Raw genomic sequence first — 21,459 nt, 5'->3', positions numbered from 1 at the left:
AGATCGCATACTGTTTGGCCAGGCGCTGCCGAGTTTCTGCTGGAAGTTCTTATCCGGACCGCTATCATTTAACCTTGCTTTGCTGATTGGTGCAATCGCATCACCTTCCACGCAAATTCCCCAACTCGGGGTGCTGATGGGAATCATGATCCTGGTTTGTTCATTGCCTTTCAACGCAGCCTTATTTAGTTAAAGCCGATGCGACGGGCGAAAGCGTGCAGGCAACGGCTGTTTTTCACGCTTAGAAGCGGGCAGCCTTGGGAGTGTAGGCCACGTATATATGAAAGCGTGCGGAATTTTCAGTATTTACAAAAATGTGGGACCAACCACGGGCCTGATGTGTTTCCACTCCAACATAAAGGTCACCTTGCAGTGACCTTTATGTTTATTGCGGGCCGGTTTTAATATCGTCCAGCCATCAAAAATTAGAGACGGTCTCCTGCTGGTCGTGTCCCTGTGTTTTGACGATCTTGTTGTAGACCCCCATCAGTAAAATCGGCGAGGCCAATTGCCCGACAAACAGAGCGGTGTGTTTACGTCCCATGATCTTTAGAGCAAGCGACACACCCATAACGCCCACTGATGCCCACAGGAAAATATCGGAAGGTAACTTGGAAGTCTGTTCTTCAATTGCTTCCGCCACCTTGCCTTCTCCATGATCAGCCTTTCTTAAGTTTTCCATAAACATTGATCTTTTAGTACGCGGCCGCTTAACAAAAATCATACCCATTTCAATGAATACCATCAGATTTGTCGCTGCCAGGCATATCTTTGGCTCAATTATAGTACCTGAAACAGTGAGGGTAAGAAAGCGGGGTATACTTTATTATTGGCTACGTATGAAATCGATTGAACCACATCACATTGTTGCCATCGGCGCATCGGCCGGTGGGCTGGATGAGCTGATTTCATTTTTTGAAAACACACGCCTGGACGGCGTTTCCTATATTGTTGTCCAGCATTTGTCTGCCGACTATGAAAGCCGGTTGGCAGAGGTCCTGTCCAGATACAGCCAACTGGTAATGATACAGGCAGAAGATGGCATGGGGCTGGAAACCAACTTTGTCTATATTATCCCAGGCGACAAGTTTATGATCGTTAGAAACGGTCATTTACATTTAAGTGAAAAAGGCAATGTCAAAGGTCCTCACCTGACCATTAATACATTTTTTTCCTCCCTCGCCGTCGATTACGGTCCCAAAGCGATAGGGGTGATCTTGTCAGGCCTTGGCTCCGACGGTAGTGACGGGCTGAAAGCGATCAAGAGGGCAGGAGGGATGGTAATTGCCAGAAACCCGGAAACAACCGAATTCAACAGTATGCCTTCCAATGCGGTTGCCACAGGCTTGGTGGATTTTATTGTCGAGCCGGAAGCTATGCCCAAGGTCATTGAGGACTATGTGAAGCGGGAAATAGGATTGCTGGCAGCAGGCATGTCCGATGTCGAGAATATGGCCGGGTTGGTTGAGCTGATCAGCCAGCAACTACCGCTGGATTTCTCCGACTACAAGGAATCGACCATTTTGAGACGGATCAAACGAAGGGCCGCTTATAACAACTTTGAAAAGCTAGACAACTACCTGGCCTTCGCCAAGGGTTCCCCGCAGGAGATAGAAGCGCTGGCCAAAGATTTTCTGATCAGTGTGACCGCTTTCTTCCGTGACACGGAAGCATTTGACTGCCTCGAAAAGAAGGTGCTCCCCGCAATAGTGAATGGTCTTGCACCTGATCAGGAAATCAGGATATGGGTGGCCGGTTGCGCGACAGGCGAGGAAGCGTATTCGATGGCGATCATGGTAAGTGAAATTTTAGGAGAAAGTATCAAAGACCGTCAAGTAAAAATTTTTGCTACCGATATCGACACTGCTGCGCTGACCCATGCGGGTAAAGGTATCTACACACCCGCCGTGGTTTCCCAGACAACACCAGCACATCTGGAAAAATACTTCGTGCAGGAAGGCAATGGCTATAAGGTGACGGCCGAAATACGGAAAATGGTCATCTTTTCGCGGCACGACATTGTGAAAAATCCACCGTATTGTAATATGCACCTGATCAGCTGCCGTAACCTGCTGATCTACATGACACCCGCCTTGCAGCAGAAAATCTATCAAATGCTTTTTTTTGGGCTTAAGCCCGAAGGCTATTTGTTTCTAGGTTCGAGCGAGAACCCGTTACCTATATTGAAAGGGCTGAAAATTGTCGACAAGAAATCGAAAATCTACAAGAAGCTCGATGCTGGCCCAGCCGTAAATTTTGAGGGCTTTACCATACCCGAATACATATATCACAAGCCGGCCAGCTTACGGCCGTCCCAACCGGAAGTCGCCAAAACTCCTGAACGCACCCTGGATGGAGCGATCAATGAAACGGTATTCAGCGAGGAGCAGCGACTGATCGTCTGCATTGATGAAAACAACAAGGTGCTCAAATCCTACGGCCCTACAAGCAGGTTCTTGCATCAAAGGAACTTTACTTCCGATTTAACAGAACTTTTACCTGGGCCTCTCAGCATCGCGTTTAAGACGGCGCGCAATAAGGTCGGTGAAACCCAGCGAAGAGCGCAGGTAACTGGTATCTTCATCCAACAAAACCAGGAAAAGATCAAAGTAAGCCTGTCGGTAAGTCCCATGATTTACAAAGGCCGGCCGAACGGGTTTCTGGTTATCCAGTTTACCGAGGATGACCGGTCGGATTTGCTCTCTGGCACAATGGAGTTTGACGAGAAGCTCTACCTGGACGACTATTCCAGGTTTTTGGAACAGGAAAATAAGGATCAAAAGGACCAACTGGCTACCGCCAGCGAAAAGCTGTTTGCGCTCAACGAGAATATGCAGTCTTTTAATGAAGAGCTGCTATCGGCCAACGAGGAAATGCAGAGCACCAACGAAGAAATGCAGTCAATTAATGAAGAGTTGCATACAATCAATGCTGACTACCAGCTCAAGAACAAGGAGCTTTTAGAGCTTAATGACGATCTGAACAACTATTTCAAAAGCAATATTAACGGGCAGCTCTTTGTTGACTCGGAACTTCGGCTAATGCGGTTTTCCCCTGGAACAGTCCGGCATATCAACTTGCTGGAAAGCGACATTGGTCGGTCGCTGAGTAATATCTCGACTAATTTCAGGTTTGAAACCATTGCAGATGATGTCGGCCAGGTCGTTGAAAATGGTTATCCCGTTACCCGGGAGGTACAAGCTAATGATGGTAAGTGGTATCAGGTCATGACGATGCCTTACATCCAGCAGCTTGGCAACAAGAGGACCGGTGCAATCATCACCTTTAATGACATTACGAACCTGAAAGATATTCAACGCCAGCTGGACAAAAAGAATGAAATCCTGACGCGTATTAACGCCGATCTGGACAATTTCGTCCATACTGCATCCCATGACCTGCTTGAACCGCTGGGAAGTATCGCGGCAGGTATTGGTTTAATCGAGCATATGCAAGTTGATAACCCCGACATGCAACCTCTCATAGGGGCCATCCGCAATTCAGTTGAAAAATTCAGGTCTCTGGTTAAGGATATCGGTGCAGTAGCCAGCATTGAAGATGAAGCAGGATCAAAGGAAATGGTAGAACTGGATGAAATTGTAGACAACATTCTATGGAGCCTTGGGGATAAGATAAAGCAAAGTGGTGCTGTCATTCAAAGCGATTTGAAAGTCGGTCAGATCCATTTTTCGAAAAAGAATATGAGAAGTATTCTTTTTAACCTGGTTTCAAATGGCATTAAATATCGCTCCGACGAAGCACCGGCAATTACCATCCAGACATCGGCAGGTAACGATTTCACCGTTCTGTCCGTTCAGGATAATGGTATTGGCATGGCAGAAAGTGATCTCGACAAGATCTTTGATAAATACGGCAGGCTCGGGATTGACCGTGAAGGACAGGGGATAGGGCTTTACCTTGCCAAAAAGATCATTGACGCCGCAGGCGGAAGTATCCGTGTTGAGAGCGCGCCCGGCACCGGAAGTAAGTTCGTAATCTATTTTCCTGTGGCAGGGCTTTTGTAATAGCTCTCAAAATTCTCTTTCGACGTATTGTTATGACTAATCAGGCAAGGTCCAATGGGAAAAGTGATAGTGATAGGCACATCAGCAGGCGGGCTCAGTGCGTTAAGAGCATTAATCAATCAGCTCCAACCGAGTTTCCCTGCACTGATATTAGTCGTCATGCATATTTCAGCCGACGCGACCGGGAATTTGCTTTTAGATGCACTTGATCAGCAAAGCAACATAAAATGCGAAAAGGCCGTAAGCGGGGCAACCCTGAAAGACGGGCATTTATACCTGGCACCTTCCGATCATCACCTGATGGTCGGCGACGACCAGCGTATCCTGGTGACGAAGGGCGCGCAAGAGAACCGCTCCCGGCCTGCGATCGACCCCTTGTTTCGGTCGGCTGCGGTAGTATTCGGCAATCGCGTGATCGGGGTTCTTTTAACTGGTTACCTGGATGACGGGACGGTCGGTCTGATTGCTATCAGGCGATGCGGCGGGACTTTGATTGTGCAGGATCCGCAAGACGCGGAATATCCTGATATGCCCGCTAATGCTTTAAGCCAGGTAAAAGTGGACTATTGCGTCCCGATTTCTGAAATGGGAGGTTTGCTTTATCTGCTTTTGGCGTCGAAAACGGCTAAGAAGATACCAATCCCGAAAGATATACTGATTGAGGCAAAAATCGCCAAACGTGTATTAAGCGATCTGCCCGCCGTAAACGCATTGGGCGAGCAGGTCCCTTTCAATTGCCCCGGTTGTGGAGGCGTTCTCTGGAAAATGGATGACGGGCCCTCCACCCGGTTCCGCTGCCATGTGGGTCACGCTTATACCGCACAAGCATTGATAACCGAGCAAACATTAAAGATCGAAGAGAGCATGTGGACTGCGCTGCGCATGTTCGAGGAGCGAAGGAACCTGCTTACCACTTTTGCAAAGGGGCAAACCGGTGCAGTCGGCACTTCCGCATTGGAACGGGCAAAACTGTCCCAGATCCATATTGACCGGATCAAGGCGATCCTGCTTGCTGACGGCGAGGAAGCTACCCAAGACGCATCCGCTTGAAGCCCTGAATTCTCCCCGCCGGCCTCTCACACGCTTCCAAGGCGATTCCAAACCATATGTGTGGCCAAGGCCCTGCTATTCCACAAATGGCGTTAAAAGCATGGCAGCATGAGCATCGTCACCAGGATATTGATACATATGCTTATTTGGATCCAGGGGCGAATGGCTATCTTTTCCATCGCTTGCGGGGCCATACCCAACCACACGGCTCTGCATGCGCTGGGTGGCCTGACCATCACGATCTGCGGGGTTGGAATGGTGTTTCTGAACTGGTAGTTTACGACGTTGCTCCATTTGCAGCTACAACTTCCCATTCACGGCCCGCAGAATTTCAAACCCCATTTGTGTCTGAAAAGGGTCCGGGTTCATCGAAGAGTTCGATAGGATCACCACGCCGGTTTTGGATGATCGGTCGAAACCAATAAAGGAGGTGTAGCCGCCATTGCCGCCGTTTTTCCAGATATAATTCTTTTGGTCAAAAGCAACCAGCGTCCATCCCAGGCCAATTCCGTCCTGATAATCGCCTTTGTGGCTGAACGTATGTTGGTGCGTGAGACGCATAGCTTCTTTGAGCGGATTGCCAGTCGAAATCATATTCGCTTCGAGGAAAATCAGCATATCGTCCAGGCTGGAAATCAATGATCCGGTTCCCTGAAGGATGTTTTCCATATACTTACTCCACGACTCGACTGCCTTATTGCCGTGATGGCCGCTTACCAGGTTTGAACGCTGCGCTTCCGTGAATGAAACCGTAGTGTGTTGCATCCCCAGCGGTTTCAATACGTTCCGCTTTATCATTTCTTCGTAGCTCAGCTTGCTGCGGAGGCTCAGGATCTGTCCTAACAAACCATATCCTACATTCGAATATTCGAACTTGCTACCGGGCTCGCGTCCCAGGGTGTAGCTGTTGATGAATTCGTACATCTTCTGTTCGCTATAACCGATGTATGGGTTATAGGCATCGTCGTCCATGTTGGAAGGTAACCTTGGAAGCCCCGACGTATGGTTTGCCAGGTGTCGGAGGGTGATCTTTTTTCCATTGAAGGAGGGGATTTTAACATGCAAGGGCAGGTACTTTTCTATGGGATCGTCCAGGTTCAGCTCGCCACGCAAATGCATGTCTGCCAGCGCAATGGCTGTAAAAGTCTTCGTAATGGAAGCTATTTCGAGCACCGACGTCGGGCTGATCTGTTCCCGACCTCCCGGCTCCTTTTCTCCATAACTGAATAGCTGCCTTTTACCGTCTTTGATTACCCCGACGATGACGCCGACATTCGCACCTGTTGCGATATAGGGATAAACTACGTTGTCTACTGCTTCCCCGACCGTTGTCGGCTCCGGGGCCTTTTTTTCGCAGGAGCAAAACAATGTTGTGATGATGACAAAAGGCAGGGCGTATTTGAATTGTGACATGCTCATATTGATTTCAAAAGCTGTTAAATGTTGCGGTCAAAGGCGATCCTGAGGCCCGGAAATACATAATTGTATACACCAAACGCTTTGCTGGTCCTGGAAAGCGATTTCAGATCGGAAGACAGGTAAAGCTGGGTCGAGAGGATGTATGAAGGTGTCAATCTGAATTTGAACCCGACAGCCAATGGCACACCGATGGTCATTTTATGGAGGTACGGGGCAATGTTGGCCGAGGTGCCGTTCTCGTATTGAAGTTTTGCATTGATCAGATAGGAAAGCTGTATCCCCGATTGAATCGTGAAAATCAGCTTTTTGTCAGGTGCGGTATTGTATCCGATCCATAAGGGTAGATTCATGTAGCCCAGATCGGTTCGTCTTTGCTCAAATCCGCCACCCTGAAAAGCGTAAAGCAGATCGGCCCCGACATTCAGCTTTCTACTCGGATTGTAGGTTATACCCACGCCCTGCGCCGTACGGATTCGTGAATAGTGCGGTGCGATTTTGAGAAAATCGGCGATAGGAATGCCGGTATTGTAGCGGAACATGGTGGCTGATGGCAGAAACCTCACCCCGGCCGACAGCTTGCTTTGCGCATAGCTGCATTGACATAAAAACAAAAGAGAAATAATGACTTTGAATTGAGAAATACATTTCATGGCGGAATCTCCCGGTTTGGTATTTGGGTTGGATTGATAATTTTACCGGGCAAAGGTACCTGCCGACTCGACCGCAAACGTTCGGGTTTGTGTATTTATTTCGGGTTTAAATTGTTGAATATCAGTTATATGATAAATCGGAACTTAATTAAAATCTTCCCTGGGCTCTGCTACGCTCGCGAAATTCTCTCGGGGAGCAACCGGTGTATCTTTTGAAGGCAGTATTAAAAGAAGTTTTCGAATTGAAACCCGACTCGAAGGCAATGTCGAGAATACTCAAATGATCGAATTCACTACCGGCAAGCATTTTTTTACAATTTTCCAGCCGGTATCGGTTGATGAAATTGTAAAAATTCTCATTGAAGCCCGAATTGATCAGGTAGGATGTCTGGTAGGTATTGAGAAAAATCATCCTGGCCAGTTTAGGCAATGTGATTTCACTATCCATGTAAGGTCTTTCCGTTTCCATAATGGCTAAAAGTCGCTGGTGAAAAAGGGCGATCTTTTCGTCACTGATCGTTTTCTTCTTCTGAGAAACGGATTGTTCACTTTCGGAAACGGTATCCGGATGTTGCTTACCCGGTTCCGCTATCCCGGGCGCTGTGTCGATTTCCCCGCCAGGGAAATCCGGCAGCGACTGATCATCGACAAGATTCGACAGACTCTCGGCCTGCTCTTTTGAGAAGGAAAAGACATCCCGCTGCCGTACCAATTGAAGGCCGACATAGTAAAATCCGACCAGGTAAACAGACGGAAAAACGCCGGACTGGTGCGCACCGTCCGTAAAAACCTCTGCAAACGAAACCGCAAACAAAACACACAGCCCGATCATCACATTGGAAAGCCAGTGATAGTCATTGTCGGAAAGGTTGGATACAAATAACGGCAGCGTTTTCCGGTGTTTCTTTAATGTACTGATGGAACGGTACATGTAAAGGGCAACCTGTACAAAGAACAGGGACACCAGAATAGTATCGACCGGGTCGCGTTCGACGGAAACAGCCGCTTCACTTAATGTTCTCAGGTCGTCATCTGTAAAAACGTAGCCTTTGAGATACAGCAGCAGGATGACCAGATAGGGGATAAAATGATAGAAAATCTTCGGCGACCATTTCTGCGAAACCGAGGTCAGGTACACGGTAGCCCAATAGATAACAGGGGCAAATGTGTACAAACCCGGCTGAAAAGCTACGCACAGCCAGGGATACCGGGAATAAACACCGATCGTAGCAAGGATTTCGTCTGTAAAATCAAATGCGAGACCCACAAAAAGTGCAGCAAGAAACCGGTAGCCAAGAGAATTATGGCTCCTTTTCGTCATAGCCAGAATAGCTAAAAAGAACAGGCAACTGGCGGTGGCTGCGTTGATGATCAAACTGTACATTTACATGGGTAGAAGCAAGGCTCTAAATTGCAAAAGCGTTAAATTGTGAACTCACATCTTAAAGCAAGATAGGCTATCATAATGTTTCTCCGAAGTAAAATGGTCGACACGGTTAAAAATAGGATATCCGGGCACCTTTTGTTTTGTCTGATAGTGCTGCTTTTCAGTGCTTCAACAATCTTTGTGGGATTGTCACCTAACCGTCCCGGGATGGCAATTTTCACTTTCGCCATCGTGATTGTGAATGTTTACACCGGCAGATGGATATGTATGCAATCTTTAAAAGGCAGCTCCCTCGACTTGTTTCGAATGGCCTTCCTTTCGTTTTTCTTCTCATCGTTGGCAGCTGCGGCCACCTTCGTTCGTTTCGTTGAGCCTGAACAACACTTCTTGCATTATCTGGAGACATGGATCAATGTTTCTACGATCACCGCGCTATGCCTGTTATTTGGGTTTTTCGCAACCAAAGCGCTAAAAAAGAGGCTTCCCAAAGTGGCGATGCGCTAGGCTATTTAGCCTTGAAGATTGGCTGATAAAATTGACCCCATTCTTCCTTGGATTATAACCTTCAAAGAGGCCAATGTGAAGGCAAGCTCTTTTCGATACTTTAATGGGCGGTAAGCTGGCCGGTCGGCAAATACCATATTTGGGAATATTTCATATTTTATTAGATTATTTTTTTACTTCATTGACATGTACATACATTTGTACAAATGAATCAACCTTACTTGGTATGCAGAAAAGTGCCAGCTGGGGTATCCCATATCCGGTGGGGATACGCAGGTGGGGGAGGTGCTAGGCATTGAAAGAGTAATTCTAATAACAAGAAACATGGATCAAATTAAGTTGAAGAAAGAGAGCACTCCGGGCTTATACATACTTTTTGTTTTATTGCTTAGCACATCCCTTTTGCAGGCGCAAAATATGCAGATAATCAAGGCAATACCTGCTTCGGATACTGCCTCAAAACCTCAGAAACCTGTTTGCAAAGTGCAGCCTTTCTACCGGTATGGTAAGGATAGAAAACCGGTACGGGAGATTATGCTGCATCTGGCAGATCCGGGTTTTTTTGGAAAAGGTACCCTTGAAATCACCTGTTTGGGAGAAAAAGAAATAACCCATGTAACGATAAAAGAGGGAACGGATAGCCTGGCGGCTTTGCTTCCTGTTGGTGCCGGCGTAAAAACAGATTGCGAAGTGCAATTCAGGCTTTTGTGCGCAAGCCGCGAACTTAAGGGAACTGTAAAAGTTCCGGCGCTCCGGCAATGGACGGTCTACATTTACCCCCACTCCCATGTTGACATCGGATATACAAACACGCAGGCCAACGTGGAATTTATACACAAAAGAAACCTGGTAAATGGCATTGCACTGGCAAAAAAAACAGCTGAGTATCCGGAAGGGGCGCGTTACCTATGGAATCCGGAAGTATTGTGGCCTGTGGACAGGTACCTGAAAACTGCAACACCTGCTCAAAAACAAGAAATCATTGATGCCGTAAGAAAAGGTTACCTGAGGCTGGACGCCAGCTATGTCAATACCAATACGAGTGCTGCGGCGGACGAAGAAATGTTTGAGTTTCTGGAACATGGTAAAGATCTTGAAAAATTGACGGGGACCAAGATCGAAACATTTGTTCAGGTAGACGTGCCGGGAATGTCGTGGGGAATCGTACCTGTTGCGGCCAAACTTGGCGTAAAATATGTTTTTGCGATGAACAATGGCTCCGACCGGGTAGGGCTTTCGACCGATTTAAGTTTTAAGCCTTTTTGGTGGATGGGAATTGATGGCAAGTCGAAAGTCCTTTTCCTGCAACCCGGTAGTTATACACCTGGTGAAAGAGCGAAAGGCCATGATTATTGGCCAAAAATGCTGGGACAGACAGACACAACCAAACTGATACCCATTGTAAAAACAGACTATCCGCGGCAACACTTTGTTGACAAATACCTTGCTGAGAAATTACCAGAACTGGAAAAGTCTGGCTCTTACCCTTACGATATTTTTGCAATGTCCTGGGCGATGGCAGATAATACCCCGATCGATGCAGATTTGCCGGATGCGGTCAAGAGCTGGAATGAGGACTATGCCTTTCCTCACCTGGTTATTGCCGGCGCAACCGACATCATGCAGGCGTTCGAAAAGAAATATGCTGACCAGTTGCCGGTCTTATCCGGCGATTTTACGGAGTACTGGACTGATGGTTTGGGCGCAGCTGCAAAACAAACCAGTATGAACCGAAACACTAAGGAGAGGTTGATTCAGAATGAAACGCTCTGGACCATGCTGCACCCGGGTGAGCCTGCGCCGCGAGCCGAAATAAAGGAAGCCTGGCGCAATGTGAGTATGGGAACCGAACATACCTGGTGTTATTTTGATCCCTCAAAACAACCGATTACCAACGATATTCTACAGGTGAAATTTGGTTTTTTTCAAGAAGCAGAGAAAACGAGTAAGTCATTGTTGAATTTGACGTTAGCGAATGTCTCGCAAGATGAAAGTTCAGCCGTCGGGGTTTTCAATACCCTCTCCTGGAAGCGATCGGGCTTGGTTTATCTGACTGCACAGCAGAGCGGGAGATTTAACGGTATAGCAGACGAAAAGGGGAGAAAGGTTTCCAGTCAAAGGCTTTCGTCGGGCGAGCTTATTTTTCTGGCCGCAGATGTTCCCGCATTCGGCTTAAAAAAGTATCAGCTCAAAAACAAAAAAACTAAGACGTCAAAAAAACTTGCTGAAAACAATGTGCTGGATAACGGAATAGTCAGGGTGGTGATTGACCCCCAAACAGGTGAAATATCCAGTTTGATAAGCGGATCAAAAGAGTTTGCAGATGCCAATTCCAAAATTAACAGTTTTCGATATCTGTTCGGTGATGACAAAACCGGAAAAGGTATCGCTGGTTCTAATGCAAAAATATCAATTAAAGAAAACGGTCCATTGTTGGCTTCAATCCTGGTGGAATCAGATGCGGAAGGATGTAACAGTTTAACGCGGGAGATTACCATTATTGCCGGCCAGCCATACATCGAGATCAAGAATATAGTGGATAAGAAACCAGTCCTTAAAAAAGAAGGTATTCATTTTGGTTTTGCCTTCGATATTAAAAACCCGGTTATTAGGGCAGATATTCCTTGGGGAGTCATAGACGTAGATAGCAATCAACTGTCGGCCGCTAATAGAAACTGGATCGGTTTTCAAAGATGGCTGGATATTGGAAATAATACCAAAGGGGTCACATGGTGCTCCCTGGATGCCCCTGTCTTCGAAGTGGGGAGCATGACGGCTAATGTTTTAGGCTCTGCGACTAACTCGAAGGAGTGGATAAAAAAAATAGAACCCAGCAGTAGTGTTTATTCCTGGGCATTGAACAACCATTGGCACACCAATTTCCCGTTAAGCCAGCAAGGTAAAATGGAATTTCGGTACCGGATTTTGCCACGCAATGCTGCTTATGACGCGGGAAGGGCCAATCGCTTTGGAGTGGAACAGGCCCAGCCTTTAATGGCCACTGCAATAGATAAAACTATGCGGATCGAAAGCCCGGTATCTCTGGAAGGTAGTGATCAGGTGCTCATATCAATTCTCAAGACCGATCTTACCGGAAATAATACTGAGCTAAGAATTCGATCCGTATCAGAGAAGGACCAGGTTGTAAAATTGAATTGGATGGCTCGCAAACCTGAATCGATAGCCATTCTTGATCAGAGTGGTAAAATTAACAATAGGGGAGAGGTCACTGAGATAGTTGTTCCTGCCATGGGTTTTCTGACCATCGAAGCAAAATTTCCAAATGAGAGTAATAATAAAAAATAGCTGACCAACGGGAAAGGCATTTTCAGATCACCTCGCCAACAGTGAATTAATCTGGGCCTCCATTCCCTGGCTTGGCTTATCCGCATTCATTTCCGCAATCTCGTAGTCCCGGTTTATTAATACATATCTCGGAAATACATTTAGATCGTATTTTTCAATAATAGTCTTCTCCCACTCCGTATTTGCCCAAAGATTGATGGTTTTCAGACCAAAACGCTCACTCCATGTCTTCCAGACGACTTTGGAGGTATTCAGGCATACACTAACGATCCTGACAGGTTTGTTTCTGAATTTTTCTGCCAATGCATTTTCGGCAGGAAACTCTTCGATACAGGGCTTACAGCCCGCAAACCAGAAAGACAGTACAATCACATTTCCTTTCAAAGACCTTAGCCATGTAAGCGAATCTTTCGTGTCAGCAAGTACAAAGTTTGGGGGGATTTTACCCTTCGCGGCACGAACCACTTTCGATTTGAAGTAGGCTTCCAGTTCTGCTTTCCAAATATCTTCGCTGAAAATATCGCCGTGAATTTTGAGATATTCAGTTGCGACTTCTCTCTTGTAGTGATTGAAGGTTAATTGAACAATAAACGCTTTGAATAAATCCGATACCTCCGATGACAATTCCCGGCCTGCCTGATTAATATGATAATCAATAAAACTGGATTTTGTGCCATTTGCCAGGTCATTCGCGTTCATTCTTTTGTTAAAAGCCTCGTACAGGAAGTAATAGTATGAAGCGCAGCTTTTGGCCGCTGGATTATTGACATTGAGAGAATCTAAGAAGCGGTAATAATGGATAGGTACCCGCTCTTTTACATTTTGTGAATGTTCCCGCATATTAACCGCATTCATTCGGTCGGTTGCATCGGCATATCGAATGTCCCAATATTCGTGCTGCTGGTACCACTTAGGTAGTCTACCGATGTTTTTGTTAAAGAATTGGAGCTCTTCAAGATAAAGAGCATCCATTTGGACGCTTAATTCCTGCAAGTTAGCCGCCGTATGCAGTGCACTAGCTCGTCGTGCGCTAATGGGCATGCTGGCGGAGAAGTTCTTTTTTATCAAGTACTCGTTGATAACCCCCAGGCTGTCGGTTCCATGGAACCTAGCCATAGTGAGATCGGTGAAATCCAGATGGCATATCAGGGTGGAGCCGGGTGTCAATAACAGCGTGAGGGTCTTACCGGAAGTTGCCAGAGTAACTTTCTGCGGTAAGCTTACTGGCAAAACATAAGTCTTGCTTCCCGACCCGGAGGGAATAGTGTCGCTAAGCCTGGTCTCCTGGTCAGGAACCATTTTAATGGTGCGAATGAACCAGGTTTTGCCGGGACTATTCTCGTAGTTGATTATAAGATTGGCGGTTCCTTTGAAACTATACCAGTTCGCACTTTGCGCAAATAGGGGAGTAGGAGCTTGCAATGAACACCCTACAATGAAGACGAGAATCCTAAGATAAGCCATGAGGTGGATGTCAAATGTGAATTTTGCCTTCCATTACGATGACGGCTGAGCCGCTTACCCATATGCCATCCGGCCCGGCGTTAAAGTGGATGACCGACGGGCGTCCGATTTCCACCCCTTGCAATATTTGATAATCTGTTGCAGGTTTTACATACCCCTTTTGTTGTAAATAGCCTGCCAGAGGGCCTGCGGCGCTGCCGGTCGCGGGATCCTCATCGATTCCGATACCTGGATTGAAGAAGCGCGCCTGTGCCAAATAATTGGGGTCATTTTCTAGTATGGTAAAGCAATAAAATCCTTCAAAACCGTAATGCTCGGCGATCTTGATCAGCAGCTTTTTTTCGACAGTTGCAGCCCTGAGTGCGGCGGTATCTTTCAGTGGCACCATCAAATGCGTAGCTTCTGTTGAGACCACGGCGGGATACAAGTCTTCTGACAATACCTGGCCGGCGTCCAAAGAAAGCGCCCTTGCAACGTCTTCCCTGGGCACTGTTGCCAAGATGCTGGCCGGACCCTGGCGCATACCGATTATCGGCGCCTTTCGTACTGATAGGTCAATCGATAAATCGATAACATCATCCTTCATTACCACAAACTGCGTTTGCTCCTGCCCGGAGAAAATGTCGAGCTCGATCAGAATCGCAGCGGCCACCGCACCCAGCAGGTTATGGCCCGCACCACCGACCTCAAATCCGGTAGGTGTAAACGAACGCACCTTTAAGGCTTTTTCCCTCTTAGAATAGTAAATGAAAGAGGTTTCCGAATAGCCAAATTCACGGGCGATGTCTGCGTAGCTTGCAGTATCCAGATCTGAATCAGTTAGCACGACGGCCAATGGGTTTCCTTTGTACCTTACATTGGAAAATACGTCTAGTACGTAGTAAGAATAGGTTTTCATATAGGCAAGGTAATCCTTTATCTTCCCGGCAAACCAGTCGGGTATTTTTGGATGTTGTTGATATCTTTGGTTAGCTTTTTTGAAATTCTCCGAAATGCCATAATATTCCGGAAGGATCATGAACAAAACACTCCCGTCCCCAATGCTCGACACGGATCGGTGTCAGACGAACATTTCTGTACTTGCTTGAAAGATCCAGCTTAATGAGCTCATTCCAAAAATACTGGACATCTTCCACTTCGACAAACACCATTGTGTTGTCAATCCAATCGCGGTTAAACGCATTTTGCAGATAGAAACCATAATTTTCGGTTTTGAACAAGGATAGCGCCGGTGTCAATTTTACCTCCTGGAAACCCAGGTCATGGTAAAATGCCCGTGATAATTCGAAGTCGGCAGCCCCGATGAATGGGCGGATAGATAATGCTCTGTGTTTCATTGGACATATGATTTTGCCAAAAGTAGCGCATTGCAAGTATCACTCATATTGATCCAAATCAAGAAATGGTGCCATTCGCTATGCTGTTTTTTTCGAATTGGCAAACGCGGGCCTCTTTTTCAAAAAGCAGGGTCTCTTCATCAGTATAATTGCCTGTCGCTCTTAAAATGGCAGGGTATACCGGCGGGAGTTTGCTGACCATACGCGAAAATATGACTTCTTCGGGACTTGAATGTATTCAATTAATTATGCTCACAGCCTTCTTCAAATCAAGGTCGATTTGCGTGACTATATCGTTTGGGCTATAATTAACCGGATAGTTGGGCATTATGCCACGGCCGGGGACAGGTTTTTGGGCCATTGATACAACCCGCATTAATGGAAAATCTACGACGATCTTTGTAGCGGGTAAAGTTAACTTTTGCAGGGTTACGCCATTACAACCCTCTTCGCTCCCGGCCGTTTCCATGGCGATGAAGATTACGCCTTTGCGCTGCACTTTAAGTGCCGCTGCGAAAAGGGCACCCGATGAAAACGTGGCGCCGCTAATCAAAACCAAAAGTTTTCCCTTGAAGTGGTCAGCCTTATCTAGTGCAAACGGGCCATACAGATTGCCGAAAGCGGGTTTGGGTTCAATATGATACCAGTCTCCTTCTTTGTAATCTGGCCTAAAACCTAACAAAAAACCCTGAGTTATCGATCTGTCAAAGTATTCGGCAAAACTATTAAGTGTGGGGTTGGGAAGCCTTGATTTTACATCTTTCACAATTTGGAAAGGGGTATCGGCAAGGTAAGAAAGTAATTGTGTGGCCACTCTGATATCACCGCCTGTATTCTGCCTGATGTCCAGGATCAGTGTTTTTATCCTTTTTTGATGGATCAGCTTAAAAGCGTTCTTAAAGACGACGGTATCCGCATAGGCAAACGGGGGAGATTGAAGTAATGCCACCGGTGCATTACCCAGAAATCGCAAACGTGAATCGGGTATGCTCTTTTCAGTTATCCAGCCAGCATAATTGTCAACTTCCTTCGCCGCAGGGGTAACAGGGATACCACGCCCTATTTCCTGAATCTGCACTGTCCTGACCGCCCCGGAGATGGTGCGGAGTATTAGCTGATAAGGTGCATGCCAATGATAATACTTATTGCATACATCTTCAAAGCCGTCGTATTGGCTTAGAAACAGCTCTTTGAATGTTTCATTGTAACCATCATCGCCGTAAAAATCATAGCCACGGTTAATGATTGTTTTGGCTGGTACATTATTCACACTTACTATTTCATCACCGGTGTGAAGCTGATTGGTCTGATGGGTTGTGATCCATGCCCTGTGATTTCGAACCAGCACTTTGAACGGGAGTGGAGCTGTTTGAGAGGGGATGGATCGCTTGTAGCCTTCTGAATGTCTAATTTGTGTGTGACCGCATCGCAAACCACACAAAAAAGGGTAAATAGCTGTGATGAACTGGCTTTCTGTTAACGGGGTTTGAATGGCCGCATATGTTTTACTATACAAGTCTCGCATGTCATCTGTGGTGGTGTAAATACCATAACCCGGATGCATTTCCTGTATCGCCGACCAGAGAATGGCAAGATCATCCCGCATGCTTTCTACCGATTTGATCGAACCAGTATCAACGGACGACTCAGAAGGTACTTTGCCTTTTTGCGGATTGGTATTGCAACCGATCAGCATTGCAAGCACCAGCAGAGCGCAACCTAGTTTAACTGTAACTTTCATTTGTCGGATCATCAGGCAACAAAGGTAAGCGCTATTATGAGCTTGGGGAAAATGAGCTAGTCACTAATTTTCCAGTTAGATTTCTATCAACCTGTTGTCTTATTTCAGCAAGGTTAAACACGTGTTGAGGGTATGAGTTAAGCCGGGGTTCAAGGCTTGAAAACCCTGAACGATCGCTCCCGCTTTTGCTCTTCGACTGTCAGGATATAAATTCCCGACGGCCACTGACTGGCCTGGACTTCGTGTGCTTTTGCCGTAATGCTTTTCTTCTGCATCAGCGCCCCGGAGCTTGTGTAGACGCGGATAGTCCTTTTTGCCGCATGTTGAAAATCCAGTTTGATGACATCACCGAACGGGTTTGGCGAGAGCCTAACCTCGAAATTCGGCGAAGGATTTTCGGATGCAAGGATTTCTTCAAATCGCAGTGTGGACGGCTCCTCCACGGTCCCGGCGCCACACACATTCCAAACACCCAGCAGCCTGTAAACTGTCGCGCCCGTACGCTGAACGATCATCGTATCCGGGGAATTGCCGGTTTCCCTTGTTGGGAACGCAGCGGTTGTCCCTACCGAATAGCGCCAAGGCGAATCACCCTCGAATTCCAAAGGCAGTCGCACCAACAAATTGTTGTGGAATGGAATGGAGCTCGCTCCGAACCGGGCTTTGGCGCGTTGACGCAGGAAAAGCGGCTCAGCATAGGTGCTAACTGAGGTGCCCGGGTCGGATGCGGTTACCCTGAGCCGGTAACCGCGCCCGCGTGGCAGATCGCCGGGTATCACTGCGGCGAGCGGCGTTGTGTTACCAATGGTAGTGATATTGCGGAAATTCTGCCCGTTTACATCGGAAACTTGCACCGTGAAGCGGTTGGTAGCCGAAAAACTGCCGCTGGTGCGATACGCGACGTGGATGGTATCCATGCTGCAAAACGCAGTCGAAGCAGGCGACCACCAGTTTGCGACGCTTATGTTGCGCTCCGAACGGGGCTGGACGCTCACCACCGACGAGCCCGAGAATGTCCCGGCCCCGCATTGGTTTGTAATGGAGGTAATCTTATAAGTCGTAGTTTTCGATGGATTTACCAGGATATAGCCATCCGGAGCGATGAAGGAACCTTTGCTACCATCAGACAATACATATTCGATACGCTCGTAAAAATCCATATTATTGATGCGAATGCCCAGGCCAGCAGTGTCGCCTGCGACTACGGTCATATCCCCGAATAGCGTAGCATCGACGACCGTGTGAACATACATCGACAGCTGCTGTTTAAGGCCGTATTTGGGCACATTGACAATCATATTGTATTCTCCGGCCGCAATACCTTTGGGAATATCGAAAGCGCGCTGCCCCGATGCCAATTTGGTTGAATCGAGCAGATATTTTTGTTTCGTCAATTGATTTTCCAGTTCGAAACGGATAAAGGAATCCGACAGGTCGTAGTCACCGGTCAGATTGTAGATAATGTCCAGAGATTTCCCCCCGGCACAGACGGTGCCCACAACCACCATGGACATAGCCAGTGCTGGCTTGGGGCTAACCACGACGGCTTGTGAGGGAGGCCCGAAACCGCAGGCATTGCTTACCGATTTGATTTGAAAGGTTGTTCTGCCGGAAGGCGAATGGGAAAACTCTTCGGGTGTCTGATATTTGCTTTGCTTTTCGTTGTATTGATTCACGGTTGTGATCGGGAACGAACCAGTGTAATCGATGCGGAACAGTAGCTGCTTACTGCCGTCAAGTATGATCGGATTTTCATTAGGATGATTAGGGAAGGTCAGTGAGGCTGCCGGTAGCTGCCCGATTGTTACAGCCACCTCGTTGGATAGCGGACCCTGTTGCGAGCTGATGCGTGAAATGTATTTCCCAGGCCCCAGGGTTGAAGGGATAACTCCGCTTAGCCGGTTGTTGTCGCTGCCGGTAAATATCGTTTGAAAGGCGGAATCATTTTCTTTCCTTACCTGCCAGGAATAAACCGCGCCGCTGGCATCGCCATCCTGAATTACGAATGGCACACTCACGTTTGCTCCCGGGCAAAGCGTCACATCCGTAAATGTTTCGGTCATAACGATCCGGTAAGGGATAACTGTCATCGTTTTGCTGACATTTACTTGCTGCCGGCCACAAGCCGTACTAACCGACTTGATGGTGAAAGTGTTCTCACCCACTTTCGGCCTGATTTTGAATGGCGACATCCCCCCGTTTAAACCGGTGAGTGTGTAATCCTGCTGCCCGTTGGAATACACCAGCGTATCAATCGATCCGCCTTTGGAATTGAAATGGATATAAAAATCCCCGTTAGAGGTAAAATCCGGCTGATTAGTTGCCCGGTTCACGAAGTCGATAGACATATCGAAAAGCGGATAGCGGAGGTATGGAAAGAACTCCGAGCCGATCACCTCCGGTTGTGTGGAGGCAACCCGGAGGCCGAAATTTTCAGTTCCGTCCCCGGAGGTTCCTCGTGTATCGTCTCCTGGGATTTTCAATTTGACCCTGCCGCCGCGCGTTACCGTAGCGATCGTCTCGTAGTTACAGCAGTTGTCACCCTTCACGATCTGGACCCTGAAAACATTTCCCTCTCCGAAGGTTCCCGCGGTTTGAATGTCCAGTTCAAGGCTGTCGCGGTGGCACCCGCTGAATGCAACAGGCAACACGGAAATAAATGGCTTGGGGCTCGTTGGGTTTTTAACAGTGAGTTTGGCTTTGGGAAGGTCAGTAGTGGTAAAACAGGCATTTCGGACGGATTTTATACCAAAATCCATGCTTTGCTTAACGAACAGTGCTTCATAAAAGAGGGATTCTGCCGGTCGCGGCGGTAACTGGATGCCCGAACTGGTAACCACGTCATAGGGTCCTCCACCGGAGATCTCCATGTAAATCCGGGTATTAGTGGGCGTATCGAATACGAAATCGTTTACATCGGTGGGATAAATAAGTTGCGGTTTGGATTGAATGGAAATGTCACCTACTGCCAGCGAGCGCACCGCTGGCGCACTGCTCACAAGCCGGAACTTGAACCTGGCGCGCACGCGGGGATATTGAGTGGTATAATTGACAAAAACGGGGATTTTGAAGGAAACATAATCTCCCTCCCTGATGACAGAGACCGTTTTTACTTCGCCATTCTCATGACTAATCTCCATTGAAAGTGTGCTGGATGCCGGTATGGGCACGTTGGAAACGAAATGCAAGCGGGCAGTTTGTTGTTCGCAAAAGGGTTTGGCCGGGTCCAGATCGTCGAGTAAGATGCCAGGAAGCACGGTAACTGTGGCCGACGGTGCCGGTGAGGGCGTGCTCACTCCGCAAGCGGAGCTTATCGAGCTGATCGAATAGGTGGTGGTTTGGGCAGGCTTCTTATAAAGCGGGTTGCTTTCATCAAACTCGGTACTGGCTCCATTGAAGTAATCCCGGCCGTCGCTCAGTTTCACCCGATAATTCCCGGCGCCACCATTTTGCAATTCCAGCAAGGTAGCTTCTCCAAATGCAACCGTGTAGGCCGCTTTTGCAAATGAAATTTGCGGCGGCAGCTGCACTTGTAAAAACACTTTTCCACGTCCGCCGACGATTTTAGCATCAGGTGCGATTACCCGGATATTCAGCGGCATGTTGTATTCTGGCACAAAGCCTGCGGGTACCGCAACTTCAAGCGTGTTTTCGGAAGTTCGCTTTGCCGGCAATTCCATCGTACGGCCACCGGGCTTGTCTTCTCCTGTATAAATCGCTTCTTTCAACCGTACCTTCCAGCCGGCGGCGCCTGCTGGCAACGGACCGTCAGATGAAAAATGGACAGATACATTGTTTCCAGGGCAGACAGTGGATGGTGAAACAGATGCGGTAATCAAAGAAACCGCGTTCACTACCGCCCGCGCCACACCGCTGGTTTGCATCGCCCCGCAGTAATTTTCTGCGCGGGCAACCGTAAAGTTGGTAGTCCGCTCTACCATTCTCGAATCCTTTTGCTCAGGCATTCCAGGGCCATAACTGGCGTAAACACTAATACGGCTACTATCGCTTAACAGCCCAAATCCATCCGACGAACTAATCGTCTGTATCTGGAAGCGGTGGTCTTCATATTTGTTCAGTGTATCGGAGGCAAGCGAGGAAATCATGACCAACCCCTTGCCATGCACATGGAAATTCTCCTGCCAATTGCTGGTTACAGCCGGGGCGGTGGCAGCAATCCGTAACCAGAGCTGAGGGTGCGAGGTGAGTGCAGAATCAGAAAACGATACTTCAATAGCCCCGTTTTTGAGCGTAGCCGCATATTGCGTAAAGCTCCCGGATTCAGCACTTGTTTTGATCTGTACCCAGAATTGATTGCCGGCCTGAAAGGACCCTGTGAGTTTTACGGGGATGCTGTGGGCTGTTCGCAGACATGCGGACCTTAATTCGGAAATAGTAATGGCGGTATTTTGAGCAAAAACCCTGGAAACGGACAGCAGAATAATGAAAAAGCAAGTAAAATGTCTGATCATAACTGATTGAGGGGAACGGGGAAGTTGGTTGTATCTGTCAGGCACACAAATGTACACAATGGAACCATTCTTCCAGTCGAGTCTTGATGAAGATTCCCTGTACC

General features: G+C 47.6%; 14 protein-coding genes. 5 read left to right on the top strand and 9 right to left on the bottom strand.

What is annotated here, in order from left to right:
- Nucleotides 1-418: 418 nt before the first annotated feature.
- Nucleotides 419-682: a hypothetical protein gene (locus ACTJJJ_RS28500; protein WP_426293869.1), complete on the bottom strand. Its 264-nt coding sequence runs from the start codon at nt 680-682 to the stop codon at nt 419-421.
- A 157-nt stretch (nt 683-839) separates the two neighbouring features.
- Between ACTJJJ_RS28500 and ACTJJJ_RS28495 the strand changes: the two genes are divergently transcribed.
- The 3 genes from ACTJJJ_RS28495 (at nt 840) to ACTJJJ_RS28485 (ending at nt 5,351) form a co-directional block, all read left to right on the top strand.
- Nucleotides 840-4,025 (top strand): CheR family methyltransferase, encoded by a 3,186-nt coding sequence (locus ACTJJJ_RS28495; RefSeq protein ID WP_426293870.1) that lies wholly within the window; start codon nt 840-842, stop codon nt 4,023-4,025.
- A 54-nt stretch (nt 4,026-4,079) separates the two neighbouring features.
- On the top strand, nt 4,080-5,075 hold the full coding sequence (locus tag ACTJJJ_RS28490; protein WP_426293871.1) for a chemotaxis protein CheB: 996 nt from the start codon (nt 4,080-4,082) through the stop codon (nt 5,073-5,075).
- Nucleotides 5,076-5,183: 108 nt separating this feature from the next.
- A complete protein-coding gene (locus tag ACTJJJ_RS28485) occupies nt 5,184-5,351 on the top strand; it encodes a hypothetical protein (RefSeq protein WP_426293872.1) in 168 nt (55 codons plus the stop codon).
- A gap of 24 nt (nt 5,352-5,375) precedes the next feature.
- Here the strand turns inward: ACTJJJ_RS28485 and ACTJJJ_RS28480 are convergent, their stop codons facing one another.
- The 3 genes from ACTJJJ_RS28480 to ACTJJJ_RS28470 all read right to left on the bottom strand — a co-directional run bounded on the left by ACTJJJ_RS28480 (nt 5,376) and on the right by ACTJJJ_RS28470 (nt 8,528).
- Nucleotides 5,376-6,488 (bottom strand): serine hydrolase domain-containing protein, encoded by a 1,113-nt coding sequence (locus ACTJJJ_RS28480; protein ID WP_426293873.1) that lies wholly within the window; start codon nt 6,486-6,488, stop codon nt 5,376-5,378.
- Between the two features lie 23 nt (nt 6,489-6,511).
- A complete protein-coding gene (locus ACTJJJ_RS28475; protein WP_426293874.1) occupies nt 6,512-7,144 on the bottom strand; it encodes an outer membrane beta-barrel protein in 633 nt (210 codons plus the stop codon).
- Between the two features lie 148 nt (nt 7,145-7,292).
- On the bottom strand, nt 7,293-8,528 hold the full coding sequence (locus tag ACTJJJ_RS28470) for a helix-turn-helix domain-containing protein (protein WP_426293875.1): 1,236 nt from the start codon (nt 8,526-8,528) through the stop codon (nt 7,293-7,295).
- 210 nt (nt 8,529-8,738) lie between these two features.
- On the opposite strand from ACTJJJ_RS28470, the gene ACTJJJ_RS28465 reads away from it, so the two are divergent.
- Both ACTJJJ_RS28465 and ACTJJJ_RS28460 read left to right on the top strand, forming a co-directional pair.
- Complete coding sequence (locus ACTJJJ_RS28465; RefSeq protein ID WP_426293876.1) at nt 8,739-9,035, top strand: hypothetical protein; 297 nt, start codon at nt 8,739-8,741, stop codon at nt 9,033-9,035.
- 324 nt (nt 9,036-9,359) lie between these two features.
- On the top strand, nt 9,360-12,341 hold the full coding sequence (locus ACTJJJ_RS28460; protein WP_426293877.1) for a glycoside hydrolase family 38 C-terminal domain-containing protein: 2,982 nt from the start codon (nt 9,360-9,362) through the stop codon (nt 12,339-12,341).
- A 27-nt stretch (nt 12,342-12,368) separates the two neighbouring features.
- Here ACTJJJ_RS28460 and ACTJJJ_RS28455 read toward each other — a convergent pair whose 3' ends face one another.
- From ACTJJJ_RS28455 to ACTJJJ_RS28435, 5 genes are all read right to left on the bottom strand, one after another.
- Nucleotides 12,369-13,640: a TlpA family protein disulfide reductase gene (locus tag ACTJJJ_RS28455; RefSeq protein ID WP_440703718.1), complete on the bottom strand. Its 1,272-nt coding sequence runs from the start codon at nt 13,638-13,640 to the stop codon at nt 12,369-12,371.
- 175 nt (nt 13,641-13,815) lie between these two features.
- The gene (locus ACTJJJ_RS28450; protein WP_426293879.1) at nt 13,816-14,703 is read right to left on the bottom strand and encodes a PhzF family phenazine biosynthesis protein; all 888 of its coding nucleotides are present in this window, start codon (nt 14,701-14,703) and stop codon (nt 13,816-13,818) included.
- A gap of 70 nt (nt 14,704-14,773) precedes the next feature.
- Entirely contained in the window at nt 14,774-15,142 is a 369-nt protein-coding gene (locus ACTJJJ_RS28445) for a glyoxalase (RefSeq protein ID WP_188927991.1), read from the bottom strand.
- A 238-nt stretch (nt 15,143-15,380) separates the two neighbouring features.
- On the bottom strand, nt 15,381-16,883 hold the full coding sequence (locus ACTJJJ_RS28440) for a S41 family peptidase (RefSeq protein WP_440703717.1): 1,503 nt from the start codon (nt 16,881-16,883) through the stop codon (nt 15,381-15,383).
- A 149-nt stretch (nt 16,884-17,032) separates the two neighbouring features.
- Nucleotides 17,033-21,355 carry a T9SS type A sorting domain-containing protein gene (locus tag ACTJJJ_RS28435; RefSeq protein WP_440703716.1) on the bottom strand — a complete coding sequence of 1,441 codons (4,323 nt, stop codon included), beginning with the start codon at nt 21,353-21,355 and terminating at the stop codon, nt 17,033-17,035.
- Nucleotides 21,356-21,459: the final 104 nt, after the last annotated feature.

The organism is Dyadobacter sp. 22481 (assembly GCF_052044875.1).
In the GTDB taxonomy this organism is placed as follows: domain Bacteria; phylum Bacteroidota; class Bacteroidia; order Cytophagales; family Spirosomataceae; genus Dyadobacter; species Dyadobacter endophyticus.
This window is presented reverse-complemented; position numbering and strand designations above follow the sequence as displayed.

What these genes read in the sequence shown, in the direction of transcription:
- ACTJJJ_RS28500 (WP_426293869.1), bottom strand. Translation starts at nt 682, where the DNA reads ATGGAAAACTTAAGAAAGGCTGATCATGGAGAAGGCAAGGTGGCGGAA.
- ACTJJJ_RS28495 (WP_426293870.1), top strand. Translation starts at nt 840, where the DNA reads ATGAAATCGATTGAACCACATCACATTGTTGCCATCGGCGCATCGGCC.
- ACTJJJ_RS28490 (WP_426293871.1), top strand. Translation starts at nt 4,080, where the DNA reads ATGGGAAAAGTGATAGTGATAGGCACATCAGCAGGCGGGCTCAGTGCG.
- ACTJJJ_RS28485 (WP_426293872.1), top strand. Translation starts at nt 5,184, where the DNA reads ATGAGCATCGTCACCAGGATATTGATACATATGCTTATTTGGATCCAG.
- ACTJJJ_RS28480 (WP_426293873.1), bottom strand. Translation starts at nt 6,488, where the DNA reads ATGTCACAATTCAAATACGCCCTGCCTTTTGTCATCATCACAACATTG.
- ACTJJJ_RS28475 (WP_426293874.1), bottom strand. Translation starts at nt 7,144, where the DNA reads ATGAAATGTATTTCTCAATTCAAAGTCATTATTTCTCTTTTGTTTTTA.
- ACTJJJ_RS28470 (WP_426293875.1), bottom strand. Translation starts at nt 8,528, where the DNA reads ATGTACAGTTTGATCATCAACGCAGCCACCGCCAGTTGCCTGTTCTTT.
- ACTJJJ_RS28465 (WP_426293876.1), top strand. Translation starts at nt 8,739, where the DNA reads ATGGCAATTTTCACTTTCGCCATCGTGATTGTGAATGTTTACACCGGC.
- ACTJJJ_RS28460 (WP_426293877.1), top strand. Translation starts at nt 9,360, where the DNA reads ATGGATCAAATTAAGTTGAAGAAAGAGAGCACTCCGGGCTTATACATA.
- ACTJJJ_RS28455 (WP_440703718.1), bottom strand. Translation starts at nt 13,640, where the DNA reads ATGGTTCCTGACCAGGAGACCAGGCTTAGCGACACTATTCCCTCCGGG.
- ACTJJJ_RS28450 (WP_426293879.1), bottom strand. Translation starts at nt 14,703, where the DNA reads ATGAAAACCTATTCTTACTACGTACTAGACGTATTTTCCAATGTAAGG.
- ACTJJJ_RS28445 (WP_188927991.1), bottom strand. Translation starts at nt 15,142, where the DNA reads ATGAAACACAGAGCATTATCTATCCGCCCATTCATCGGGGCTGCCGAC.
- ACTJJJ_RS28440 (WP_440703717.1), bottom strand. Translation starts at nt 16,883, where the DNA reads ATGAAAGTTACAGTTAAACTAGGTTGCGCTCTGCTGGTGCTTGCAATG.
- ACTJJJ_RS28435 (WP_440703716.1), bottom strand. Translation starts at nt 21,355, where the DNA reads ATGATCAGACATTTTACTTGCTTTTTCATTATTCTGCTGTCCGTTTCC.